This is a genomic window from Collinsella sp. AM18-10 (assembly GCF_003471585.1).
In the GTDB taxonomy this organism is placed as follows: Bacteria; Actinomycetota; Coriobacteriia; order Coriobacteriales; family Coriobacteriaceae; genus Collinsella.
Genome location: NZ_QRJO01000002.1, coordinates 110,118 through 128,630 on the forward strand (window position 1 = coordinate 110,118; position 18,513 = coordinate 128,630).

Consider the following 18,513-nt stretch of genomic DNA (forward strand, 5'->3'; position numbering starts at 1 on the left):
ACCTGTGTTATTCTGTGTGTTTGTTTAAGTCTCAGCTAAGTCATATCAGACTGAAGTAATCGATACCTAAGGGGAGGAATGTAGGCCCGATTTTCGTAGATTCCGTACGAGCCGAAGACCACTTAATGTGGTCTTCGAGCGAGCCCAGGACCTGACCGAGCGAAAATCGGGCCTACATTCCTCCCCGGCGGGACAGGGAGAGATATATGGAAGAAATGCCCAAGAACTACGATCCGTCGACCAACGAGCCGGCGATCCTGCAGAAGTGGCTCGACGGCGGCTACTATAAGCGCCGTGAGGGCGTGGGCGACTGCACCGTCACCATTCCGCCTCCCAACGTGACCGGCAAGCTCCACATGGGTCACGCCACCGACGACTCCATCCAGGACGCCATCGTCCGTATGGCCCGCATGCGCGGCAAGTCCACGCGCTGGGTGCTGGGCACCGATCACGCCGGTATCGCCACGCAGACCAAGGTCGACAAGAAGCTCAAGAGCGAGGGCATCAGCCGCCTGGAGATCGGTCGCGACAAGTTCGTCGACGCCTGCTGGGACTGGACCCACGAGTACGGCGGCATCATCGTCGAGCAGATCAAGCGTATGGGCTGCTCCGTCGACTTCGACAACGAGCGCTTCACCATGGACGAGGATTACGCCCAGGCCGTGCGTAAGGTCTTCTGTGACTGGTACCACGACGGCCTGATCTACCGTGGCAAGCGCATCGTCAACTGGTGCCCCAACTGCACCACCGCCATCTCGGACGACGAGGCCGAGTATAAGGACGAGAAGGGCCATCTGTGGCATCTGCGCTACCCGCTGACCGAGCCTGTTAACGGCCAGGACTACATCGTCGTCGCCACTACGCGCCCCGAGACCATGCTCGGCGACACGGGCGTTGCTGTCTCCCCGAAGGATCCCGAGAAGGCCGCCTTCGTGGGTAAGACCGTCAAGCTCCCCATCGTCGACCGCGAGATCCCCATCTTTGAGGATTGGCATGTCGACGCCAACTTTGGCTCCGGCTTCGTTAAGGTCACCCCGGCCCACGACCCCAACGATTACGCCATGGGCCAGGCCCACGACCTGCCGCAGATCAATATCTTCGATGAGCACGCAGTGGTCGTCGAGGGCTACGGCGAGTTCACCGGCATGAACCGCGACGAGTGCCGCGAGGCCGTCATCAAGTGGTTTGAGGAGCACGACCTGCTCGACCACGTCGAGGACCTCGACCACTCCGTCATGCACTGCTACCGCTGCGACGCCGCCCTGGAGCCGTGGCTGTCCGAGCAGTGGTTCGTCGCCGTCGACAAGCTCAAGGGGCCGGCGCTCGATGCCGTCAACTCCGGCAAGGTCACCTTCCACCCCGCCCGCTGGACGCAGACCTACACCACCTGGATGGAGAACCTCAAGGATTGGTGCATCAGCCGCCAGCTGTGGTGGGGTCATCGCATCCCCGTGTTCTACTGCGAGGACTGCGGCTGGGAGGATGCCCTTACCGAGGACACCGATGTGTGCCCCAAGTGCGGCGGCCATCACGTGCATCAGGACGAGAACGTGCTGGACACCTGGTTCAGCTCGCAGCTGTGGACCTTCGCCACGCAGGGCTGGCCGCAAAAGCCGGAGCTGCTCGAGGGCCATCATCCCACGACGGCGCTCGTCACCGCGCGCGACATCATCGCGCTGTGGGTCGCCCGCATGGTCATGAGCTCGCTGTACTTCCTTGATGAGGTGCCGTTTAAGGACGTCGTCATCTACCCGACGATTCTGGCCAAGGACGGCAGCCGCATGTCCAAGTCCAAGGGCAACGGCGTTGACCCCATGGACCTCATTGGCATGTACGGCGCCGACGCCATGCGCTACAACTTGCTCACGCTGTGCACCAACAACCAGGACGTCAAGTTCGACGCGAACATCGACAAGAAGACCAAGAAGCTCATCGACAGCCCGCGCACCGAGCAGGCCAAGTCGTTTGTGACCAAGATCTGGAACGCCAGCCGCTTCCTGCTCATGAACATGGAGGGCTACACGCCCGGCGAGCCCGTCGTGGAGACGCCGGCCGACGCCTGGATGTTCAGCCGCCTTGCCAAGGCCGTCAAGATGGTCACCGAGGGTATCGAGAACTACACCTTTGGCGACATGGCCCGCGGCGTGCAGCAGTTCTTCTGGAACGAGGTCTGCGACTGGTACGTCGAGGTCACCAAGGCCCGCCTGAAGGGCGAGGGCCGTCTGCAGGCCCAGCGCAACCTGATCTTTGTGCTCGACACCTCCATTCGCCTGATGCACCCGCTTATGCCGTTTGTCACTGAGGAGATCTGGGACAACATGCCGGCGAGCGTGCTCGACCTGGACGCCGAGGGCAACGTGAACCGCGCCGAGGCGCTCATGATCGCCAAGTGGCCCGAGCCCGCCGACTACGCCAAGTATGTTGACGAGGACGCCGAGCGCGCATTTGAGCTGTGCCGTACCGTCGTGTCTGCCGCCCGCGCCACGCGTTCGCGTTATCGCTTGAGCCCCAAGGCCGAGCTCGACGTGGTCGTGCGCGCCGGTGTCGAGGACATCGAGAAGCTCGAGAGCCTGCGTTCGACCATCGAGCCGCTGGCAAATACTGCCTCGCTGGTTATGGGTACCGATGTCGAGAAGCCGGCCGCAAGCATCGCCGTGGTCGATAGCGGTGTCGAGGTCTTTGTGGTGCTCGAGGGCAAGGTTGATCTTTCGGCCGAGAAGGCGCGCCTGGAGAAGGAGATTGCCGCCGCGCAGAAGGAGCTCGCCGGCTGCGAGAAGACGCTTGCCAACGAGGGCTTTGTGGCCAAGGCCGCGCCCGCGGTGGTCCAGAAGAAGAGGGACCGTGCAGCTGAGCTCAAGGAGATCCTGGCGGCGCTGACTGCTCAGGTTGCTGACTTCTCGTAAGGTTTACTCGGGGGCGCGTCCCGATGCTTTGCTCTCCGCTGCGGACAGTCCTGCGCAAGACGGACAGCACATTAAGTGCTGCCCTTTGCGTGCGGAACTTGCGGCGAGCAAAGCATCGGGCCGCTCCTAGTTCGTTTACGTGGTTGTTTGCATCTGGCGTGTTAGGGCCACTGGGTTGTGGCCTTGATCTTGCTGCAATCGGGTAAAGGCTGATATTGTCAACGTGAGGGGCTCATTCATTTTGGTGGGCCTCTTTTTCTGTTATGGGGGACTTTGGGTTATGGCTAAGCGTTCTGGGTCGTATGTCGTTCCTTTCTCGTTTGAGTTGCTTTCGTTTGGTGAGGCCGTTGCTTTGGCTGCCGATACGGGGCGGATTTCTGGGGATGCTGGTCCTCTGCTTGAGACGGTTGTCGATATGCTCGATGAGTTGGGGCGTCCGGATGAGTATTTCGATTGCATTCAGGTTGCCGGTACCAATGGCAAGACTTCGACCACGCGTTTTTCGGCTGCTATCCTTCGCGGCGAGGGGCTTAAAACCGCACTGTATACGTCGCCCCAGCTTGTTCGCTATCCCGAGCGCATGGAGGTCGATGGATGTGTCGTGAGCGATGACGCCTTTGCCCGTGGCGTTTCTGCCGCTGTCGAGGCGGGGCATCGTGTGAATGCCCGTCGTGTGGCGGCGGGGGAGCGCGCCTATACCATCACGCCGTTTGACCTGCTGACGGCTGCCGCGCTGGTAGTGTTTGCCGAGGCTGCGGTGGATGTTGCCGTGCTCGAGGTTGGCATGGGCGGGCGTTGGGACGCCACAAGTGCGACCGATCCCGTGGCCGTCGCCATTACGGGCATTGGACTTGACCATACGAAGGTCCTGGGCGATACGCTCGAGGCCATTGCGGGGGAGAAGGCTGCGGTTATTAAACCCGGGCGCTTGGTTGTTTTGGGCGAGGGCACGCACGAGGCGAGCGTTCAGCGCGTGATGGATGCCCGTTGCCGCGCGTGCGGCATCGTGCCGCTCGTGGTGAGCCACGCAACGACTAAGGTGCCGGCGCATGTGGGCGACACGGTGGAGTTCAGCTGCACCACGCCGCGTGCGATCTATACGACGAGCATGGTCAAGCCGGCCTACCAGCCGCAGAATGCTGCGTGCGCGATTATGCTCTGCGAGGGGTATTTGGGTCGCGAGCTCGACCACGATGCGCTTGATGCGTCGCTTATTGGTTGCCCCACACCGGGTCGCTTTGATGTGCTGGGAACCGATCCGCTCAAGTTGATTGACGCCTGTCATAACCCCCAGAGCTGCGAGAACTTTGTGAGCGCGCTGAGCGAGATCGATCCGTGTGTAGAAAATCGCCCCACGCTGCTGTGTGCCGCGCTGGCCGATAAGGACGTTGCGGGTATCGTTGACGTTCTGGTTCCGGCGTTCCCCCGCGTGGTCGTGACCCAGACCGATTCCGATCGCGCCCTACCGGCAGAGGAGCTCGCCGCCCTCGTTGATGCTGATAAGCTCGCTGGCGTATACCCGAGCGTGTCCGATGCCCTTGTCGCCTTCGATGCTGCGGGCGAGCCCTTCGTAGCAGCCGGCACCATCACCCTAGCCGGCGAAGTATCCGGCCTGCTCCGTTAACCCACCCCCACATCAGTTGCGGTGAAATACGGACTGTTTTACAAGCCAGAAGCCTCAAACAGTCCGTATATCACCGCAACTCAAAAGCAGTCAATTTGGGACGGGGCTTTTTGGCCGTCCTGTGCCCCCGAGTTGACTCGCTCGCCACGAAATGGGCCCATCTACTACGTTTGGCCGGTAACCCTTGACCATACCGAGAATTGTGAAATCAAAACCGCAGGTAAAGGGGTTGCCATTTTTTAAAAAAGACCCGCATGGTCGACCCATGCGGGTTAAACGTAGTAGATGGCCCGTTTTCGTGGCGCAGCTAATCGGAAGGGACAATGGGACTGTCCCTTTGGCACATTGCCTAGTCCAGACGGACCGGATCGTGGGGGTAGGCGTTGAGAATCTCGACGCCGTTTTCGGTCACCAGGGCTAGGTCCTCGATGCGGACACCGGTGCGGCCGGGGAGGTAGATACCCGGCTCGATGGAGAAGGTCATGCCCGGCTCGACAACCTGCTCGTTGACGAGCGAGACGTCGCCCGGCTCGTGGTCCTGCAGGCCGATCGAGTGGCCCAAGCGATGTGTAAAGTACTGCCCATAGCCCGCGTCTTCAATTACATCGCGCGCGGCACGGTCCAGATCGCACATGCGCACGCCCGGTGCGATGAGAGCCTCGGCGGCCTCGTTGGCGCGGCGTACGATATCGTAGATGCGCGTCGTCTCCTCGTCCGGCTCGCCCCAAAAGAACGTGCGCGTCATATCCGAGCAGTAGTTGCGATGGCGTCCACCAATGTCGAATAGCACCACGTCGCCACGCTTGAGCACGGTGCCGTCGGGCTCGTGGTGCGGATCGCCGGCGTTGGCGCCAAAGCTCACGATGGGCGGAAAGCTAAATCCCTCGCAGTCGTGCTTGCGATATAGATTCAGCATCTGGTCGGCAATCTCGCGCTCCGTCACACCCTCGTGTACGAGTTTGATAACATCGGCCATCACGGCGTCGTTGGCGGCTGAGGACACGCGCATGAGCTCCTGCTCGGTGGTATCCTTGTGGGTGCGTGCGGCGGTGACGGCAAAGTCGCCCAGGAAAAACTCGCTGGCGGCGCGGCGCTCCATAAGTGGCATCAAAAAGCCGGAGCGCATGACGGTATCGATGCCAAGCGGCTTGGTCGGATCGATCTCGCGCGCGATGGCATCGGTCACGATATCGGTATCGGTGTGGTAAGCAACGCGGGCATTGTCATACTCGGGCAGCTGATGCAGCGCGTTGACTAGGATCACCGGCTCGGCACCGCGCACGAGCAGCACGCCGCAAAAACGTTCGAACATATCGGCATAAAAGCCGGTCAGATAGTAAATCGACCACGGGTCGTTTACGAGCAGCTGCGCGCCGGGGTGCTGAGCCTCGAGCGCATCGAGCACGCGCGCCACACGCTGGTCATCGACATGTGCCATGAAACATCCTTTCGCTAGGCTGCCACCATGGTATCCCAAGCCCGGTACATAGGGACGTTCCTTTTATGCCGGCACTCCGGGACACTCCTTTGCATCCCATGCGCGCCCTCATAAGTTGCGGTGAAATACGGACTGTTTAGCGGCCTGAAGCCATAAAACAGTCCGTATTTCACCGCAACTGCGGAGGAGGGGCGGGGTGGATGGCGGGGTAGCTAAAAGAGCCCCGTCCTAAATTAGCTGCTTAGGCTGGGTCGATGTCCATGCTGGCGATGAGGTCGATGCCCGTGTTGAGGAGGTTGGGGAGCACGACGTCGCCCATGCGGATGGGGGCGTTGACGACTAGGCTGCGGATGAGGGCCATGGCCTGGGCGTGGAGTTCTAGCGGGATGGCGTCGGCGGTGCGTACGGGGAGAAGTTTCTCGTCGCCGCCGGAGACGGCGACGGTCGTCGTGAGCACGCGCATGGGGCAGATGAGCTCCTGATGTGCGAACTCATCGCCGCGCGGGCAGTTGTTGCCGGTTACGGAGCGCACTTCCACCACGGCGCCATTGGCGTCGCGCTCCACTTCTACGGTCAGAAGGCATTCGGATGGGCAGGTCGTGCAGTTGAACTGCAATGTCTCGGTCACATTCGTGCTCATGGCCTTACGCCTCCTCAACGGGATCGACGGACAGGACAATCTCGCTGGCACCTAGGTCGAGTGCGCGCTGAATCACCTTTGCCGGCAGCGGGAAGCTTTCCATGACGCTCGGCTTAAATGCACGGACCTTGCCGGCGAACAGTTCCTCGCCGTCGGCCAAGATCCTCACGCATGCGGCATCGGCTGGCCGGCGCACGCGGAAGTTGAGCTTGGTGAGTGCCACAGCCGTAATGCGTCCCGGCAGCGCGTATCCCGCGTTGCCGGCAGGGGAAACCGTGAGCTCGCAGCCCGTGTCCGCGACCACGTCCGTCTCGGCTCCGCCACCCAGCGCGTACGCCGCTGCAGCTGCGCCAGCCCTCTCGGACTCGGTCGTTACGTTGTCGGCCAGGTCGTGCACGTGCAGCACGTTGCCGCAGGCAAAGATGCCAGGCACGCCCGTCTGCAGGCTCTGGTCCACCACGGCGCCACGCGTGCGCGGGTCAAGCTCAACGCCCGCCCCCACCGAAAGCTCGTTCTCGGGAATCAGGCCCACCGAAAGCAGCAGCGTGTCGCACGGAACAACGCGCTCGGTCCCCGGAATGGGCGCCAGATGCTCGTCGACCCGGCTTATCTCGACGGCCTCCACACGGTCGTGACCGATCACGCGCGTGACGGTGGTAGACAGGTGTAGCGGAATTCCAAAGTCGTCCAGGCAGTTCTTGACGTTGCGGCGCAGGCCGTTGGCGTACGGCATGAGTTCGTATACGCCCTCGACCGAAATCCCCTCGAGCGTGCAGCGACGTGCCATGATAAGCCCGATGTCGCCCGAACCCAAAATGACGGCGCGCGAGCCGGGTTTGAGGTTCTCGATATTGATGTATCGCTGCGCCAGACCGGCCGTAAACACGCCGGCGGGACGACTGCCGGGGATTTTGATCTCGCTGCGGGTGCGCTCACGGCAACCCATGGCAAGGACGACCGCTCGCCCGGCGAGTTGCAGCATGCCGGCGCGGCTCATGATTGTGACGGTATGACCCGCACCGGCTTCTGCGTTCGAGGCATCCGCGCCCAGCGCGTCATCGCCCTCCTCCGAATCGATCCCCAGCACCATGCTGTCCAAGAACAGCGCGATGTCGGTCGCGCGAACCTGGTCGATAAAGCGCTGCGCGTACTCGGGGCCGGTGAGCTCCTGTTTAAAGTGCGACAGGCCAAAGCCGGGGTGGATGCACTGTCGGAGGTTGCCGCCCAGGTGCTGCTCGCGCTCCACGATGGCCACGTGTGCGCCTGCCTTGTGCGCGGCCAGCGCGGCCGCCATGCCGGCAGGTCCGCCGCCGATAACGACCACGTCGAAGGCCTGCATCGGCACGGCGTCCGCGGTGCCGTCGGTCGCGCTCGCTGCATTTACTTCAAAGCTCTCCATCCTAGCGCACCCCCTTCATCGGTCCCTCAACCAACCAGGATCCGGTATCCTCCAGCAGCACCTCGCTGGGGTCGCAGCCCAGCTCGCGGGCCAGAATCGCCACCACGCGGCTCTGGCAAAAGCCGCTCTGGCAGCGGCCCATGCCCGCACGGCAGCGCCGCTTGACGCCCTCGACCGAAACCGCACCCGGGCGGCGTCGAATCGCGGCCACGATTTCGGCCTCGGGCACCGTCTCGCAGCGGCAGACAATCTGTCCCCACGCGGGATCGGACTCGATCAGCTCCTCCTTGCGCGCGAGCGGTGCACGGTCAAAATCGTCCGGCGCGCGGCGAATCGGGTCCCAATCGTTCCGTTCATGCAGGGCAACGCCCGCCTCACGCATCACAAGCTCCATGCGCTCGGCAATGGCCGGCGCGCTCGCCACGCCCGGCGACTGAATGCCCGCCGCCTGGAAAAGCCCCGGCACCACGGCCGACTGTCCAATAAAGAAGTCGTTCGTTCCCTGAATGACCGGACGACCGCCGGCAAATGCGCGCACCACGCGACGCGTGTCCAGATCGGGCGCCAGTTTGCGCGCGCCGGTCAGGAGCGCGTTGACGTCATCCGCATAGGTCTGCGTGTCGCCCGGCTCGCGCACGGCGGCGGTCGCGGTAATCACGGTGTTGCCGTGTACGGTACCCGTGACGATGACGCCCTTCGATACCGGCGTGGGAACGGGGTAGAGCGGCATGAGCGCACTCGGTTCCTTGTCCAGCACCACGATGTTGCCCTGGCGCCAGACCATCTGAAACTCCTCGGCGCCCGCCATATGCGAGATGTCCGCGGCTCCGTTGCCTGCGGCGTTGATCAGGTAACGGCATCGCACGTCTCCGGCGGGCGTTGCCAGCGTAAAGCGCGCGTCGTCGCCCGAGCTCGCGACTTCAATCGCCTCCACGGGTGCGGAGCGCATAAACGTCACCCCGTTGGCCACGGCGTTCTCCAGTGCGGCGGCGGCAACCTCAAACGGGTCGACAAACCCAGTCGAGGGACACCACAACGCGCACGTTGCATCGGCACTGGCGCGCGGCTCTAATTCGTGGATGCGGTCGGGTCCGACGATCGACAGCTCGGGCACACCGTTGACATGGCCGTTGCACCGCAGCTGCTCCAGATGCGCGCGGTCCTCGTCGCTAAAGCCCAACACCATCGACCCGGTGCGGCAGAACAGAAAGCCCAGCTCCTGCGACCACGTACCGTACAACTCGCAACCACGGGCGTTGACCTGCGCCTTTACGGTGCCCGGCGCCGGATCGTAGCCCGCGTGCACCAGGCCGCCGTTGGCCTTCGACGCGCCCAACGCGATATCGTTGGTCGCCTCGACCACACAAATGGACAGGTCAAACCGCGCAAGCTGCCGCGCGATGGCGCATCCGGTGATGCCCGCGCCGACAATCGCGATATCAAACGTTTCTGTCACAGTGCCTCCCAGACGAGTTGACAGGCTGTCAATAAGACTATCCTACGGTCTGCACACCCCCAGAGCGGCGGCAATGCGGCGAACAGCCCCGCAACACCCGCCAACGGCAGACGAGGGGAGACCCGGCAACGTCGACAAGCTCGTCTGCCGACAACTACGGCAACCGTTCGTCTCGATCTGTAACAGTTAGACGAGGATTTGGGTTCCAGATGTTACAGATCGAGACGTTTGCCAGACGGACCCTCCGTTCGTCTTGATTTGTAACAGTAAGAGGGGGAAATCGGTCCTATGTGTTACAGATTGAGATTTAAAGTCAGGGAGAGATTCTTCTGTCTCGATCTGTAACATCTGGGGACTGTTTTGGGGTCTAGATGTTACAGATTTAGATGAACCTATCAGTCGATTTCGAATGTCTTAATCTGTAACAGTTAGACCTGTTTTTGCCGAGTATCTGTTACAGATTGAGACATTCGGCCTGGACGTTTTCCTTTGTCTCGATCTGTAACAGTAAGAGGGGTTTTGGGGCCCAAGATGTTACAGATCGAGATTGAAGTCGGGGAGGGACCCCTGTGTCTCGTTCTGTAACATCTAGACCCGGATCCCGCTCCCACCTGTTACAGATTGAGATGTTTGTGTCCGCGCCAGCCCCGCGCCTAGCCGTGGTCCCATATAAACAAACCCCGTGGTAAACTTGACCGGACTGTTAATATTCCGAAAGGTACCCGTAATGTCCAAGTACATCTCCGAGCTCATGTCGCCGCAGCTTATGGGCGTCATCTATGCCTTCGTGGGCTTTATCATCGCCCTGTACGTGCTGTCGGTCGTCTATGTGTTCATCGACGCTCGCCGCCGCGGCGCCAGCGCCTACGTGGCATGGGGCATCATCGCCCTGATCCCGTTTGTGGGCCTCATCGCCTACCTGGTCCTGCGCCCGCACTCCTACGCGGCCGACCGCGAGGAGCAGGAGCTGGACATGGCCCTGCGCGAGCGTCAGCTTGCCCAGTACGGCACCTGCCCGCAGTGCGGCGCTCCCATCGAGAAAGACTTTGTCGTGTGCCCGGTGTGCGACACTCAGGTTCGCAACGTGTGCCCCAGCTGCCATCGCCCGCTCGACGCGCACTGGAAGGTCTGCCCCTACTGCCGAACTCGCATCCAGTAACGCATCCATCGTCGGGCCGGCCGCAAGCCACGGGCGCCGCGCACCACGCGCAGCCCACGTGCGCCCCGCGGCCCCGTCCCACACGATGAAGCATGCGTAGAAAATCGCCCGCCGTGCCATTAAGGTGCGGCGGGCGCTTGTATACCAAGGCAACCTGCCTATAATGATGCAAGTCAAAAACGCCGAGCGCATCGCACGCACTTGCATCAGGCATCCGAGAGGAGAAAACATACCCATGAAGGCACTCTACAATGACGGTTCGGTGGCCGAGCTCCCGCAGGACGAGGTCACGCACGTCATCCGCCACTCCGCCGCGCACATCATGGCGCAGGCCATCAAGCGCCTGTACCCCGAGGCCGACTTTGCCTACGGCCCCGCGACCGACAACGGCTTCTACTACGACGTCGACCTGCCCGAGGGCGTCAAGATCAGCGAGGACGACTTCCCCGCGATCGAGGCCGAGATGAAAAAGATCGTCAAGGAGAACCTTAAGTTCTCCGTGTACGAGAAGCCCCGTGCCGAGGCCATCGCCCTTATGGAGGAGCGCGGCGAGAAGTACAAGGTCGAGCACATCGGCGACCTGGACGACGACGCCCGCATCACCTTCTACCAGCAGGGCGACTACATCGACATGTGCGTCGGCCCCCACATTTGCTACACCAAGGCCCTCAAGGCCTTTAAGCTCACCGGCGTCTCGGGCGCCTACTGGAAGGGCGACAAGGACAACAAGATGCTCACCCGCATCAACGGCGTCGCCTTTGCCACCAAGGAAGAGCTCGACGAGCACATGCACATGCTGGAGGAGGCCAAGAAGCGCGACCACCGCAAGATCGGCCGCGAGATGGACCTCTTTATGATGCGTGACGAGGCCCCCGGCTTCCCGTTCTTCCTGCCCAACGGCATGATCCTTAAGAACACGCTGCTGGACTACTGGCGCGAGATCCACCACAAGGCCGGCTACGTGGAGATCTCCACGCCGCTCATCATGAACAAGCAGCTGTGGAAGACCTCGGGCCACTGGGACCACTACAAGGACAACATGTACTCCACCATCATCGACGACGAAGAGTACTGCATTAAGCCCATGAACTGCCCGGGCGGCGTGCTGGTGTACGCCTCCAAGCCGCACTCCTATCGCGAGCTGCCCATCCGCGCCGGCGAGATTGGCCTGGTGCACCGCCACGAGCTGCGCGGCGCCCTGCACGGCCTGTTCCGCGTGCGCTGCTTTAACCAGGACGACGCCCACCTGTTTGTGCGTCCCGACCAGCTGACCGACGAGATCGTGGGCGTGGTTAACCTCATCGACTCCGTGTACCAAAAGTTTGGCTTTAAGTACCACGTTGAGCTTTCCACCCGCCCCGAGGACTCCATGGGTTCGGACGAGGACTGGGCTCGCGCCGAGGAGGGCCTGCGCACCGCTCTGGAGCAGCTGCACATGGACTACGAGGTCAACGAGGGCGACGGCGCCTTCTACGGCCCCAAGATCGACTTCCACCTGGAGGACTCGCTCGGTCGTACCTGGCAGTGCGGCACCGTCCAGCTCGACTTCCAGATGCCGCTCAACTTTGACCTGGAGTATGTGGACGCCGACGGCACCAAGAAGCGCCCCATCATGCTGCATCGCGTGTGCTTTGGCTCCATCGAGCGCTTTATCGGTATTCTGATTGAGCACTTTGCGGGCAAGTTCCCCACCTGGCTGGCTCCCGTGCAGGTCAAGGCGCTTCCCGTCTCCGAGAAGAGCCGCGACTACGCTCACGAGGTGTGCGCCAAGCTGGAGGAGGCCGGCATTCGCGTGGTCTGCGACGACCGCGACGAGAAGATCGGCTACAAGATCCGCGAGGCCCGCAGCATCGACCGCGTGCCCTACATGCTCATCCTGGGCGAGAAAGAGGTCGAGGCCGGCAACATCTCCGTCCGCGATCGCTCCAACGAGACCGTTCAGATGAGCGTTGATGAGTTTGTGGCCAAGGTGCTCGAGGAGATCAAGTCTCGCGCCTAGCACAAACAATACAAGAATTAATAAAGGCGATCGTCCTCGCGGGCGGTCGCCTTTTTTGTTGTCTATAGAAGAAAAGCCGCTGGTTAGAGCGGCTTTTTTGTTGTGCAAAAAGGTACAGGTTTTTGTATCTTTCGACGTTGCTCATTATACGAGCAAACTGCTCGCGTTTGCCCAGATTGCACAAAATGCGCCGCGAATGGGTGCATCTCCATACGCCTCTACAAAAACCTGTACTTTTGCGATTGCGCCTAGCTGCGAGCGAGAAGCCTGTTCTTAACGCCCCTGCATTCGTGTGCGTCGCGGATGCAAGTTAAGGGGGCGAGAGATGGAACAGACAATGCGGCGCCAAGAGCAGCTGCCCGGCGCCTTTAGTGGCGCCACTACCAACAGCCAGCATGGCCGCGTCCGCTGGTATCTGGTCCACACTCCCCATGGTAAAGAGCGCGAGACCTGTGAAAAAGTCCGCCGCATAATCCCGCACGAGCTGATGCAGGACGCTTTTGTGATGCAAAAGGAGTTCTGGTTTAAGCGGGACGGCGCCTGGTCGCTCCAAACCAAACCTATGTACAAGGAATACTTCTTCGTCGCCACGCGCGATGCCGCCCTGCTCGATAGGGCTTTGGCCCAGTTGAGCTTTGGCTGCCGCATTGCTGGCAGCAGGGAGCGGGCCTATGCGCCCATGCCGGACGATGCGCAGGACTGGTACCGCAGCGTGCTCGACGACGACGGCGTGGTGCGCAACAGCGTGGCCCGCATAGAAGACGGCGTGCTGCACATAGAGCAGGGGCCCTTGGTGGGGCAAGAGGCCCGTGTAATGAAGATCGACCGTCATAAGCGCTGGTGCCTGGTGGACGTGGGCGAAGGCGACTCCGCATTTAGGGAGCTGCTTCCGTTGGACGTGCCCAGTAAGACGTAAGGGAGACGTTGCGCCGGCAATTCGTTCGCATTTTTGAATTTATCGATTGGGGGATCCCTGGGGAACAGGGACGTAAGTTTGACTGTGGCTGCTAAAGAAGCAACAGAGACAAATGCGCCTGTGGGGGCGGCGTTGATTGCTCAGGCCATGGACCGGCGTGAGGGCGCCGGTCGCTACAAGGCCATGCAATCCATCATGGACTGGGATCGCTCGCGCCTTATCTATAGGGCTGTGAAGCGCACGTTCGACATCGTGTTCAGCGGTGCCGTTCTTATTGTTATCGCCATTCCGAGCCTGATTTTGGCCGCGGCCATCCGCCTGGAGAGCGAGGGCAACCCGTTCTACAGCCAGATTCGCGTGGGCCAGACCCGCCGCGACGGCAGCCTGTCAACCTTCCGCATGTGGAAGTTCCGTTCCATGTACAGGGACGCCGACGAGCGTCTCGCCGAGCTCAAGGGGCAGAACGAGATCGCCGGCGCCATGTTCAAGATGAGGGAGGACCCCCGCGTCACGAAGATAGGCAAGTTCATCCGCAAGCACTCCATCGACGAGTTCCCGCAGTTCCTGAACGTGTTCCTGGGCCAGATGTCCGTGGTCGGCCCACGCCCGCCGTTGCCCAACGAGGTGGCCGAGTACACCGATTTCGACCTGCAGCGCCTTGCTGTGAAGCCTGGGATTACTGGGCTCTGGCAGGTCACGGAGCGCAACTCCACCGGGTTCGACGGTATGGTCCGCCGCGATCTGGAATATATCGCCAACCGTTCGGTTTGGATGGATTTGAGAATCGTCCTCCTGACCATTGTTGAGGTCTTTACCGGAAGCGGGGCCTGCTAATGCCTGGCTTACATTGTGAAATCGAATTGGAGAAGAAAATGAAGATTGCTGTCGCCGGTACCGGCTACGTCGGCCTGTCCCTCGCCGTCCTGCTCTCGCAGCACAACGAGGTGCATGCCCTGGACATCGTGCCCGAGAAGGTCGAGAAGATCAACAGCTACGTATCGCCCATCCAGGACGACGAGATCGAGCGCTTCCTGGCGGAGGCTAAGGCGGGGGAGCGCCAGCTCGACCTGCACGCCACGGTCGACGTTGCAGAGGCCTATACGGGCGCCGACTACGCCGTCATTGCCACACCGACCAACTACGACTCGGACAGGAACTTCTTCGACACTTCCTCCGTCGAGGCCGCCATCGCCGCCGTGCGGTCGGTGAACCCGGACGCCTGGATCGTCATCAAGTCCACGATCCCCGTCGGCTACACCGCGGGCCTGCGCGAGAGGCTGGGCGACAGCAAGATCTTCTTCAGCCCGGAGTTCCTGCGCGAGAGCAAGGCTCTCTACGACAACCTGCACCCCAGCCGCATCGTGGTGGGCGCGCCGAAGGACGACCCCGAGGCCGTCGCGGCTGCCGAGCGCTTCGCCGGCCTGCTCGCGCAGGGCGCCGACCCCGCCGAGCTGGAGCGCGTGAACGCCGACGGCTCCAAGGGCATTCCGGAGCTCGTGCTGGGCACCACCGAGGCCGAGGCCGTAAAGCTCTTCGCCAACACCTACCTGGCGCTGCGCGTGGCCTACTTCAACGAGCTCGACACCTACTGCGAGGTCCGCGGCCTCAACACCCGCGATGTCATCGACGGCGTGTGCCTGGAGCCGCGCATCGGCAGCCACTACAACAACCCCAGCTTCGGATACGGCGGCTACTGCCTGCCCAAGGACACCAAGCAGCTGCTGGCCAACTACAAGGACGTGCCGCAGAACCTGATCGAGGCCATCGTGGAGGCCAACCGCACCCGCAAGGACTTCGTGGCCGAAGAGGTGCTGCAGATGGTGTGGGACCGCGTGTATGGGGGCAAGCCGAAGCCGGTCGTGGGCGTGTACCGCCTGACGATGAAGTCGAACTCCGACAACTTCCGCGCGAGCTCCATCCAGGGCGTCATGAAGCGCGTGAAGGCCAAGGGCGTGCCCGTGGTGGTCTACGAGCCCACGCTGGACGCGCCGGAGTTCTTCGGCTCCGAAGTGACCCACGACCTGGAGGCCTTCAAGGCCGGCTGCGACGTGATCGTGGCCAACCGCTGGAGCGACGAGCTCGCGGACGTGGCGGACAAGGTCTATACGCGCGATTTGTATAAGAGAGACTAGGCGATAAACATGTCAAATCGAAAAGTACTCGTCACCGGTGCCGCTGGCTTCATCGGCGCGTTCCTCGTCAAGAAGTTGCTCGAGGAGACCGATGACGTGATCGTCGGCCTCGACAACCTCAACAGCTACTACGACCCCGGCATCAAGGATGCGCGCCTGCGCATGCTGGCCGGGGCCGACGCGGACGGCCGCTTCACTTTCGTGCGCGGCGACTTGTGCGACGCCGCTCTTATCGAGCGCCTGTTCGCCGAGAACGGATTCGACGTCGTGGTGAACCTCGCCGCCCAGGCGGGCGTCCGCTACTCCATCGAGAACCCGCGCGCCTACCTCGAGAGCAACCTCATCGGCTTCTTCAACATCCTCGAGGCCTGCCGCCACCACCCGGTCAAGCACCTGGTCTACGCGAGCTCCAGCTCGGTCTACGGCGGCAACAAGAAGGTGCCGTTCTCCGAGGAGGACCGCGTGGACTCGCCGGTGTCGCTCTACGCCTCCACCAAGAAGTCCAACGAGCTGATGGCGGCCGCCTACTCCAAGCTCTACTCCATCCCGGCGACCGGGCTGCGCTTCTTCACGGTGTACGGCCCCATGGGCAGGCCCGACATGGCCTACTTCGGCTTCACCGAGAAGCTGCGCCGCGGCGACACCATCAAGATCTTCAACATGGGCGACTGCCGCCGCGACTTCACCTACGTCGGCGACATCGTCGAGGGCGTGAGGCGCGTCATGGAAGCCGCGCCCGAGGTGAAGATGGGCGAGGACGGGCTGCCGCTCGCCGCGCACCGTGTCTACAACATCGGCAACTCGCACCCCGAGAACCTGCTCGACTTCGTCGACACGCTGCAGCGCGTTCTGGTGGAGGAGGGCGTGCTCCCGGTCGACTACGACTTCGAGGCCCACAAGCAGCTCGTGCCCATGCAGCCCGGCGACGTTCCCGTCACCTACGCCGACACCACGGCGCTCCAGCGTGATCTGGGCTACAAGCCCGCGACGCCGCTCGAGGACGGCCTGAGGGCCTTCGCCAAGTGGTACCGCGAGTACTACAAAGTGGAAGCCGAGTAATGGGAAAAGGCAGGGCCAAGGTTTGCCTCGTCTCGTCGTCTGGCGGCCACTGGGAACAACTTCAAAAGCTCAAGCCGCTCGTGGACAAGTACGGGGGCTTTATGGTCACCGAGAAGACGCCCTTTGTTAAGGACTGCCCTTATCTGATGGTGCAGACAGACCTCAAGGACAAGCTCATGCCTGCCAAGATGTTCGTAAACGGCATCCATGCCTGTGCAATCTGGGCAAAGGAGCGGCCTGACATCGTTGTGACCACTGGCACTATGGTGGCATTCCCGTTCTATCTCCTTGCCGTCCTTTTCCGCAAGAAGTTCGTATTTATCGAGACCTTTGGTAGATCTAACGAGCCTACCGTCGCCGGCAAACTCATGCAAAAACACGCCGATCTGTTCTTTGTGCAGTGGGAGAGTCAGAAGCGGTTCTATGAGAAAGCGCGGTATGTGGGGTGTCTCTATTGATATTTGTGTGCGTTGGTTCGAGGCCCTACCAGTTTAACCGGCTCTTCGAGGAGCTTGATAGACTCGTTGGCGCTGGTTATGTGAAGGATTCCTTGTTTGCCCAGATCGGTGCGTCGACATACGAGCCGAAGAACTTCAGATTCGAACATTTCATGGATCCCGATGCCTTCAAGGCAAAGATTGCCGAGGCCGACATCGTGATAAGCCACGGTGCGTCAGGTTCGATTATGGGTGCGCTTAACGCCGGCAAGAGGGTCATTGCGGTGTCCCGACTGGCGAAGTACGGTGAGCACATCAACGATCACCAAGTGGGCATTAACGAGACGCTGGCCGCCGAGGGGTTGGTGCTTGCGGTTCGTGAGATGGATGAGCTGGGCGACGCCATAGAGGCAATGGAGTCTGGCCGAGTGCACCTGAAGCCGTGGCACAACCCGAGTCCGAACGCCATCATCGACGAAATCGACCGATTCATACAGGAGGAAGTGCTGTGATGTGCAGCGATGGCAAATGCGTTCTCGTCGTTGATTTGGACGGCACATCGCTCAACGACGAAGGTATTTTGCCAGCTGAAAACAAGGAAGCATTAAACAGTTTTGCAGCAAGCGGCGGAACGTTGATTGTGAGTACCGGAAGATCGAGGTCGTCGGCTCTCGACGTTTTAGACGGGGTCAATCTCAGCGATGGTTTCCTAACGTGCGACAACGGTTGCACGGTTTTCAAAGGGGCTTGCGCCGAAGGTTTTGAATTGCCTGGTATTTCTTCTTTTGACGTTGAAGCTGCTCTCGGGTTTGCAAAAAACAAGAACTGCCGAGTTAATGTTTTCACAGATTGCAACAACTATGCTCCGATCTATCTACGCAATCTTCCGCAATGCCTTGCGAACATAATGAGGCGTCTGACGGGCTCAAGAAGCAGGGCGATTGCTTCCCTCCATGCACTTACTTCAAAGCACGGTGGTGAACGGGTGAAAAAGATTTGGCTACGTGGGCTTCTGTGCGATGATTTGCCTTCCCTTAACGAGGCGCTTTCCTCCTCGACAGCCTATTTGATAAACGACTATGGGGTGGTTGAGGTCGCCTCGAATGGCTCGAGTAAGCTGACTGCTGTTGAGCTGATTTTGGAAAAAGAGAAGATTAAGCCGGAATGCGTCTATGTCGTGGGGGACGACGGAAACGATCTGTGCTTATTTCAAAGGTTCCCCAACTCGTTTGCAGTTGGGAATGCTCGTGATGAGGTTAAGGCGGCAGCCAATTGCGTCGTTGCCACCAACAATGATTTCGGCGTGGCTGAAGTCGTGAATCTCATAGAGGCCGACAGGAGGCGTGGGTAG

The 18,513-nt window shown here is 61.1% G+C and carries 15 protein-coding genes; 11 read left to right on the forward strand and 4 right to left on the reverse strand.

Translation table 11 applies throughout. The features are described from left to right. Positions 1-206: 206 nt before the first annotated feature. Both DW211_RS02525 and DW211_RS02530 read left to right on the forward strand, forming a co-directional pair. Positions 207-2,903, forward strand: coding sequence for a valine--tRNA ligase (locus DW211_RS02525; RefSeq protein WP_118259032.1), 2,697 nt, complete (start codon positions 207-209; stop codon positions 2,901-2,903). A gap of 280 nt (positions 2,904-3,183) precedes the next feature. Further along, a complete protein-coding gene (locus DW211_RS02530; RefSeq protein ID WP_118259034.1) occupies positions 3,184-4,527 on the forward strand; it encodes a folylpolyglutamate synthase/dihydrofolate synthase family protein in 1,344 nt (447 codons plus the stop codon). 349 nt (positions 4,528-4,876) lie between these two features. Here DW211_RS02530 and DW211_RS02535 read toward each other — a convergent pair whose 3' ends face one another. From DW211_RS02535 to DW211_RS02550, 4 genes are all read right to left on the reverse strand, one after another. Further along, positions 4,877-5,965 carry a Xaa-Pro peptidase family protein gene (locus tag DW211_RS02535; protein ID WP_118259036.1) on the reverse strand — a complete coding sequence of 363 codons (1,089 nt, stop codon included), beginning with the start codon at positions 5,963-5,965 and terminating at the stop codon, positions 4,877-4,879. A 241-nt stretch (positions 5,966-6,206) separates the two neighbouring features. Beyond that, complete coding sequence (locus tag DW211_RS02540) at positions 6,207-6,605, reverse strand: DUF1667 domain-containing protein (protein ID WP_118259038.1); 399 nt, start codon at positions 6,603-6,605, stop codon at positions 6,207-6,209. 4 nt (positions 6,606-6,609) lie between these two features. Then, on the reverse strand, positions 6,610-7,944 hold the full coding sequence (locus tag DW211_RS02545) for an NAD(P)/FAD-dependent oxidoreductase (protein WP_369832370.1): 1,335 nt from the start codon (positions 7,942-7,944) through the stop codon (positions 6,610-6,612). Positions 7,945-8,005: 61 nt separating this feature from the next. Beyond that, positions 8,006-9,460 carry an NAD(P)/FAD-dependent oxidoreductase gene (locus DW211_RS02550; protein ID WP_118259041.1) on the reverse strand — a complete coding sequence of 485 codons (1,455 nt, stop codon included), beginning with the start codon at positions 9,458-9,460 and terminating at the stop codon, positions 8,006-8,008. A gap of 727 nt (positions 9,461-10,187) precedes the next feature. On the opposite strand from DW211_RS02550, the gene DW211_RS02555 reads away from it, so the two are divergent. The 9 genes from DW211_RS02555 (at position 10,188) to DW211_RS02595 (ending at position 18,513) form a co-directional block, all read left to right on the forward strand. After that, positions 10,188-10,619 carry a zinc ribbon domain-containing protein gene (locus tag DW211_RS02555; RefSeq protein WP_006234085.1) on the forward strand — a complete coding sequence of 144 codons (432 nt, stop codon included), beginning with the start codon at positions 10,188-10,190 and terminating at the stop codon, positions 10,617-10,619. 235 nt (positions 10,620-10,854) lie between these two features. Continuing rightward, the gene (gene thrS / locus DW211_RS02560; protein WP_118259043.1) at positions 10,855-12,618 is read left to right on the forward strand and encodes a threonine--tRNA ligase; all 1,764 of its coding nucleotides are present in this window, start codon (positions 10,855-10,857) and stop codon (positions 12,616-12,618) included. Between the two features lie 325 nt (positions 12,619-12,943). After that, on the forward strand, positions 12,944-13,534 hold the full coding sequence (locus tag DW211_RS02565; protein WP_118259044.1) for a hypothetical protein: 591 nt from the start codon (positions 12,944-12,946) through the stop codon (positions 13,532-13,534). 84 nt (positions 13,535-13,618) lie between these two features. Next, positions 13,619-14,368 carry a sugar transferase gene (locus tag DW211_RS02570; protein WP_233540924.1) on the forward strand — a complete coding sequence of 250 codons (750 nt, stop codon included), beginning with the start codon at positions 13,619-13,621 and terminating at the stop codon, positions 14,366-14,368. 38 nt (positions 14,369-14,406) lie between these two features. Next, positions 14,407-15,666: a nucleotide sugar dehydrogenase gene (locus DW211_RS02575; protein WP_118259046.1), complete on the forward strand. Its 1,260-nt coding sequence runs from the start codon at positions 14,407-14,409 to the stop codon at positions 15,664-15,666. Between the two features lie 9 nt (positions 15,667-15,675). Continuing rightward, the gene (locus DW211_RS02580) at positions 15,676-16,725 is read left to right on the forward strand and encodes an NAD-dependent epimerase/dehydratase family protein (RefSeq protein WP_118259048.1); all 1,050 of its coding nucleotides are present in this window, start codon (positions 15,676-15,678) and stop codon (positions 16,723-16,725) included. Then, a complete protein-coding gene (gene pssD, locus DW211_RS02585) occupies positions 16,725-17,183 on the forward strand; it encodes a PssD/Cps14F family polysaccharide biosynthesis glycosyltransferase (RefSeq protein WP_118259049.1) in 459 nt (152 codons plus the stop codon). Before DW211_RS02580 ends, pssD begins: the two co-directional genes overlap by 1 nt. 5 nt (positions 17,184-17,188) lie before the next feature. Continuing rightward, a complete protein-coding gene (locus DW211_RS02590; RefSeq protein WP_233540931.1) occupies positions 17,189-17,674 on the forward strand; it encodes a glycosyltransferase in 486 nt (161 codons plus the stop codon). After that, positions 17,674-18,513: an HAD hydrolase family protein gene (locus DW211_RS02595; protein ID WP_118259052.1), complete on the forward strand. Its 840-nt coding sequence runs from the start codon at positions 17,674-17,676 to the stop codon at positions 18,511-18,513. Before DW211_RS02590 ends, DW211_RS02595 begins: the two co-directional genes overlap by 1 nt.

Bases quoted from the DNA above. Each gene is read 5' to 3' on its own strand.
- pssD (WP_118259049.1), top strand. From the start codon at position 16,725: ATGGGAAAAGGCAGGGCCAAGGTTTGCCTCGTCTCGTCGTCTGGCGGC.
- thrS (WP_118259043.1), top strand. From the start codon at position 10,855: ATGAAGGCACTCTACAATGACGGTTCGGTGGCCGAGCTCCCGCAGGAC.
- DW211_RS02575 (WP_118259046.1), top strand. From the start codon at position 14,407: ATGAAGATTGCTGTCGCCGGTACCGGCTACGTCGGCCTGTCCCTCGCC.
- DW211_RS02565 (WP_118259044.1), top strand. From the start codon at position 12,944: ATGGAACAGACAATGCGGCGCCAAGAGCAGCTGCCCGGCGCCTTTAGT.
- DW211_RS02540 (WP_118259038.1), bottom strand. From the start codon at position 6,605: ATGAGCACGAATGTGACCGAGACATTGCAGTTCAACTGCACGACCTGC.
- DW211_RS02525 (WP_118259032.1), top strand. From the start codon at position 207: ATGGAAGAAATGCCCAAGAACTACGATCCGTCGACCAACGAGCCGGCG.
- DW211_RS02595 (WP_118259052.1), top strand. From the start codon at position 17,674: ATGTGCAGCGATGGCAAATGCGTTCTCGTCGTTGATTTGGACGGCACA.
- DW211_RS02545 (WP_369832370.1), bottom strand. From the start codon at position 7,944: ATGCAGGCCTTCGACGTGGTCGTTATCGGCGGCGGACCTGCCGGCATG.
- DW211_RS02580 (WP_118259048.1), top strand. From the start codon at position 15,676: ATGTCAAATCGAAAAGTACTCGTCACCGGTGCCGCTGGCTTCATCGGC.
- DW211_RS02535 (WP_118259036.1), bottom strand. From the start codon at position 5,965: ATGGCACATGTCGATGACCAGCGTGTGGCGCGCGTGCTCGATGCGCTC.
- DW211_RS02555 (WP_006234085.1), top strand. From the start codon at position 10,188: ATGTCCAAGTACATCTCCGAGCTCATGTCGCCGCAGCTTATGGGCGTC.
- DW211_RS02530 (WP_118259034.1), top strand. From the start codon at position 3,184: ATGGCTAAGCGTTCTGGGTCGTATGTCGTTCCTTTCTCGTTTGAGTTG.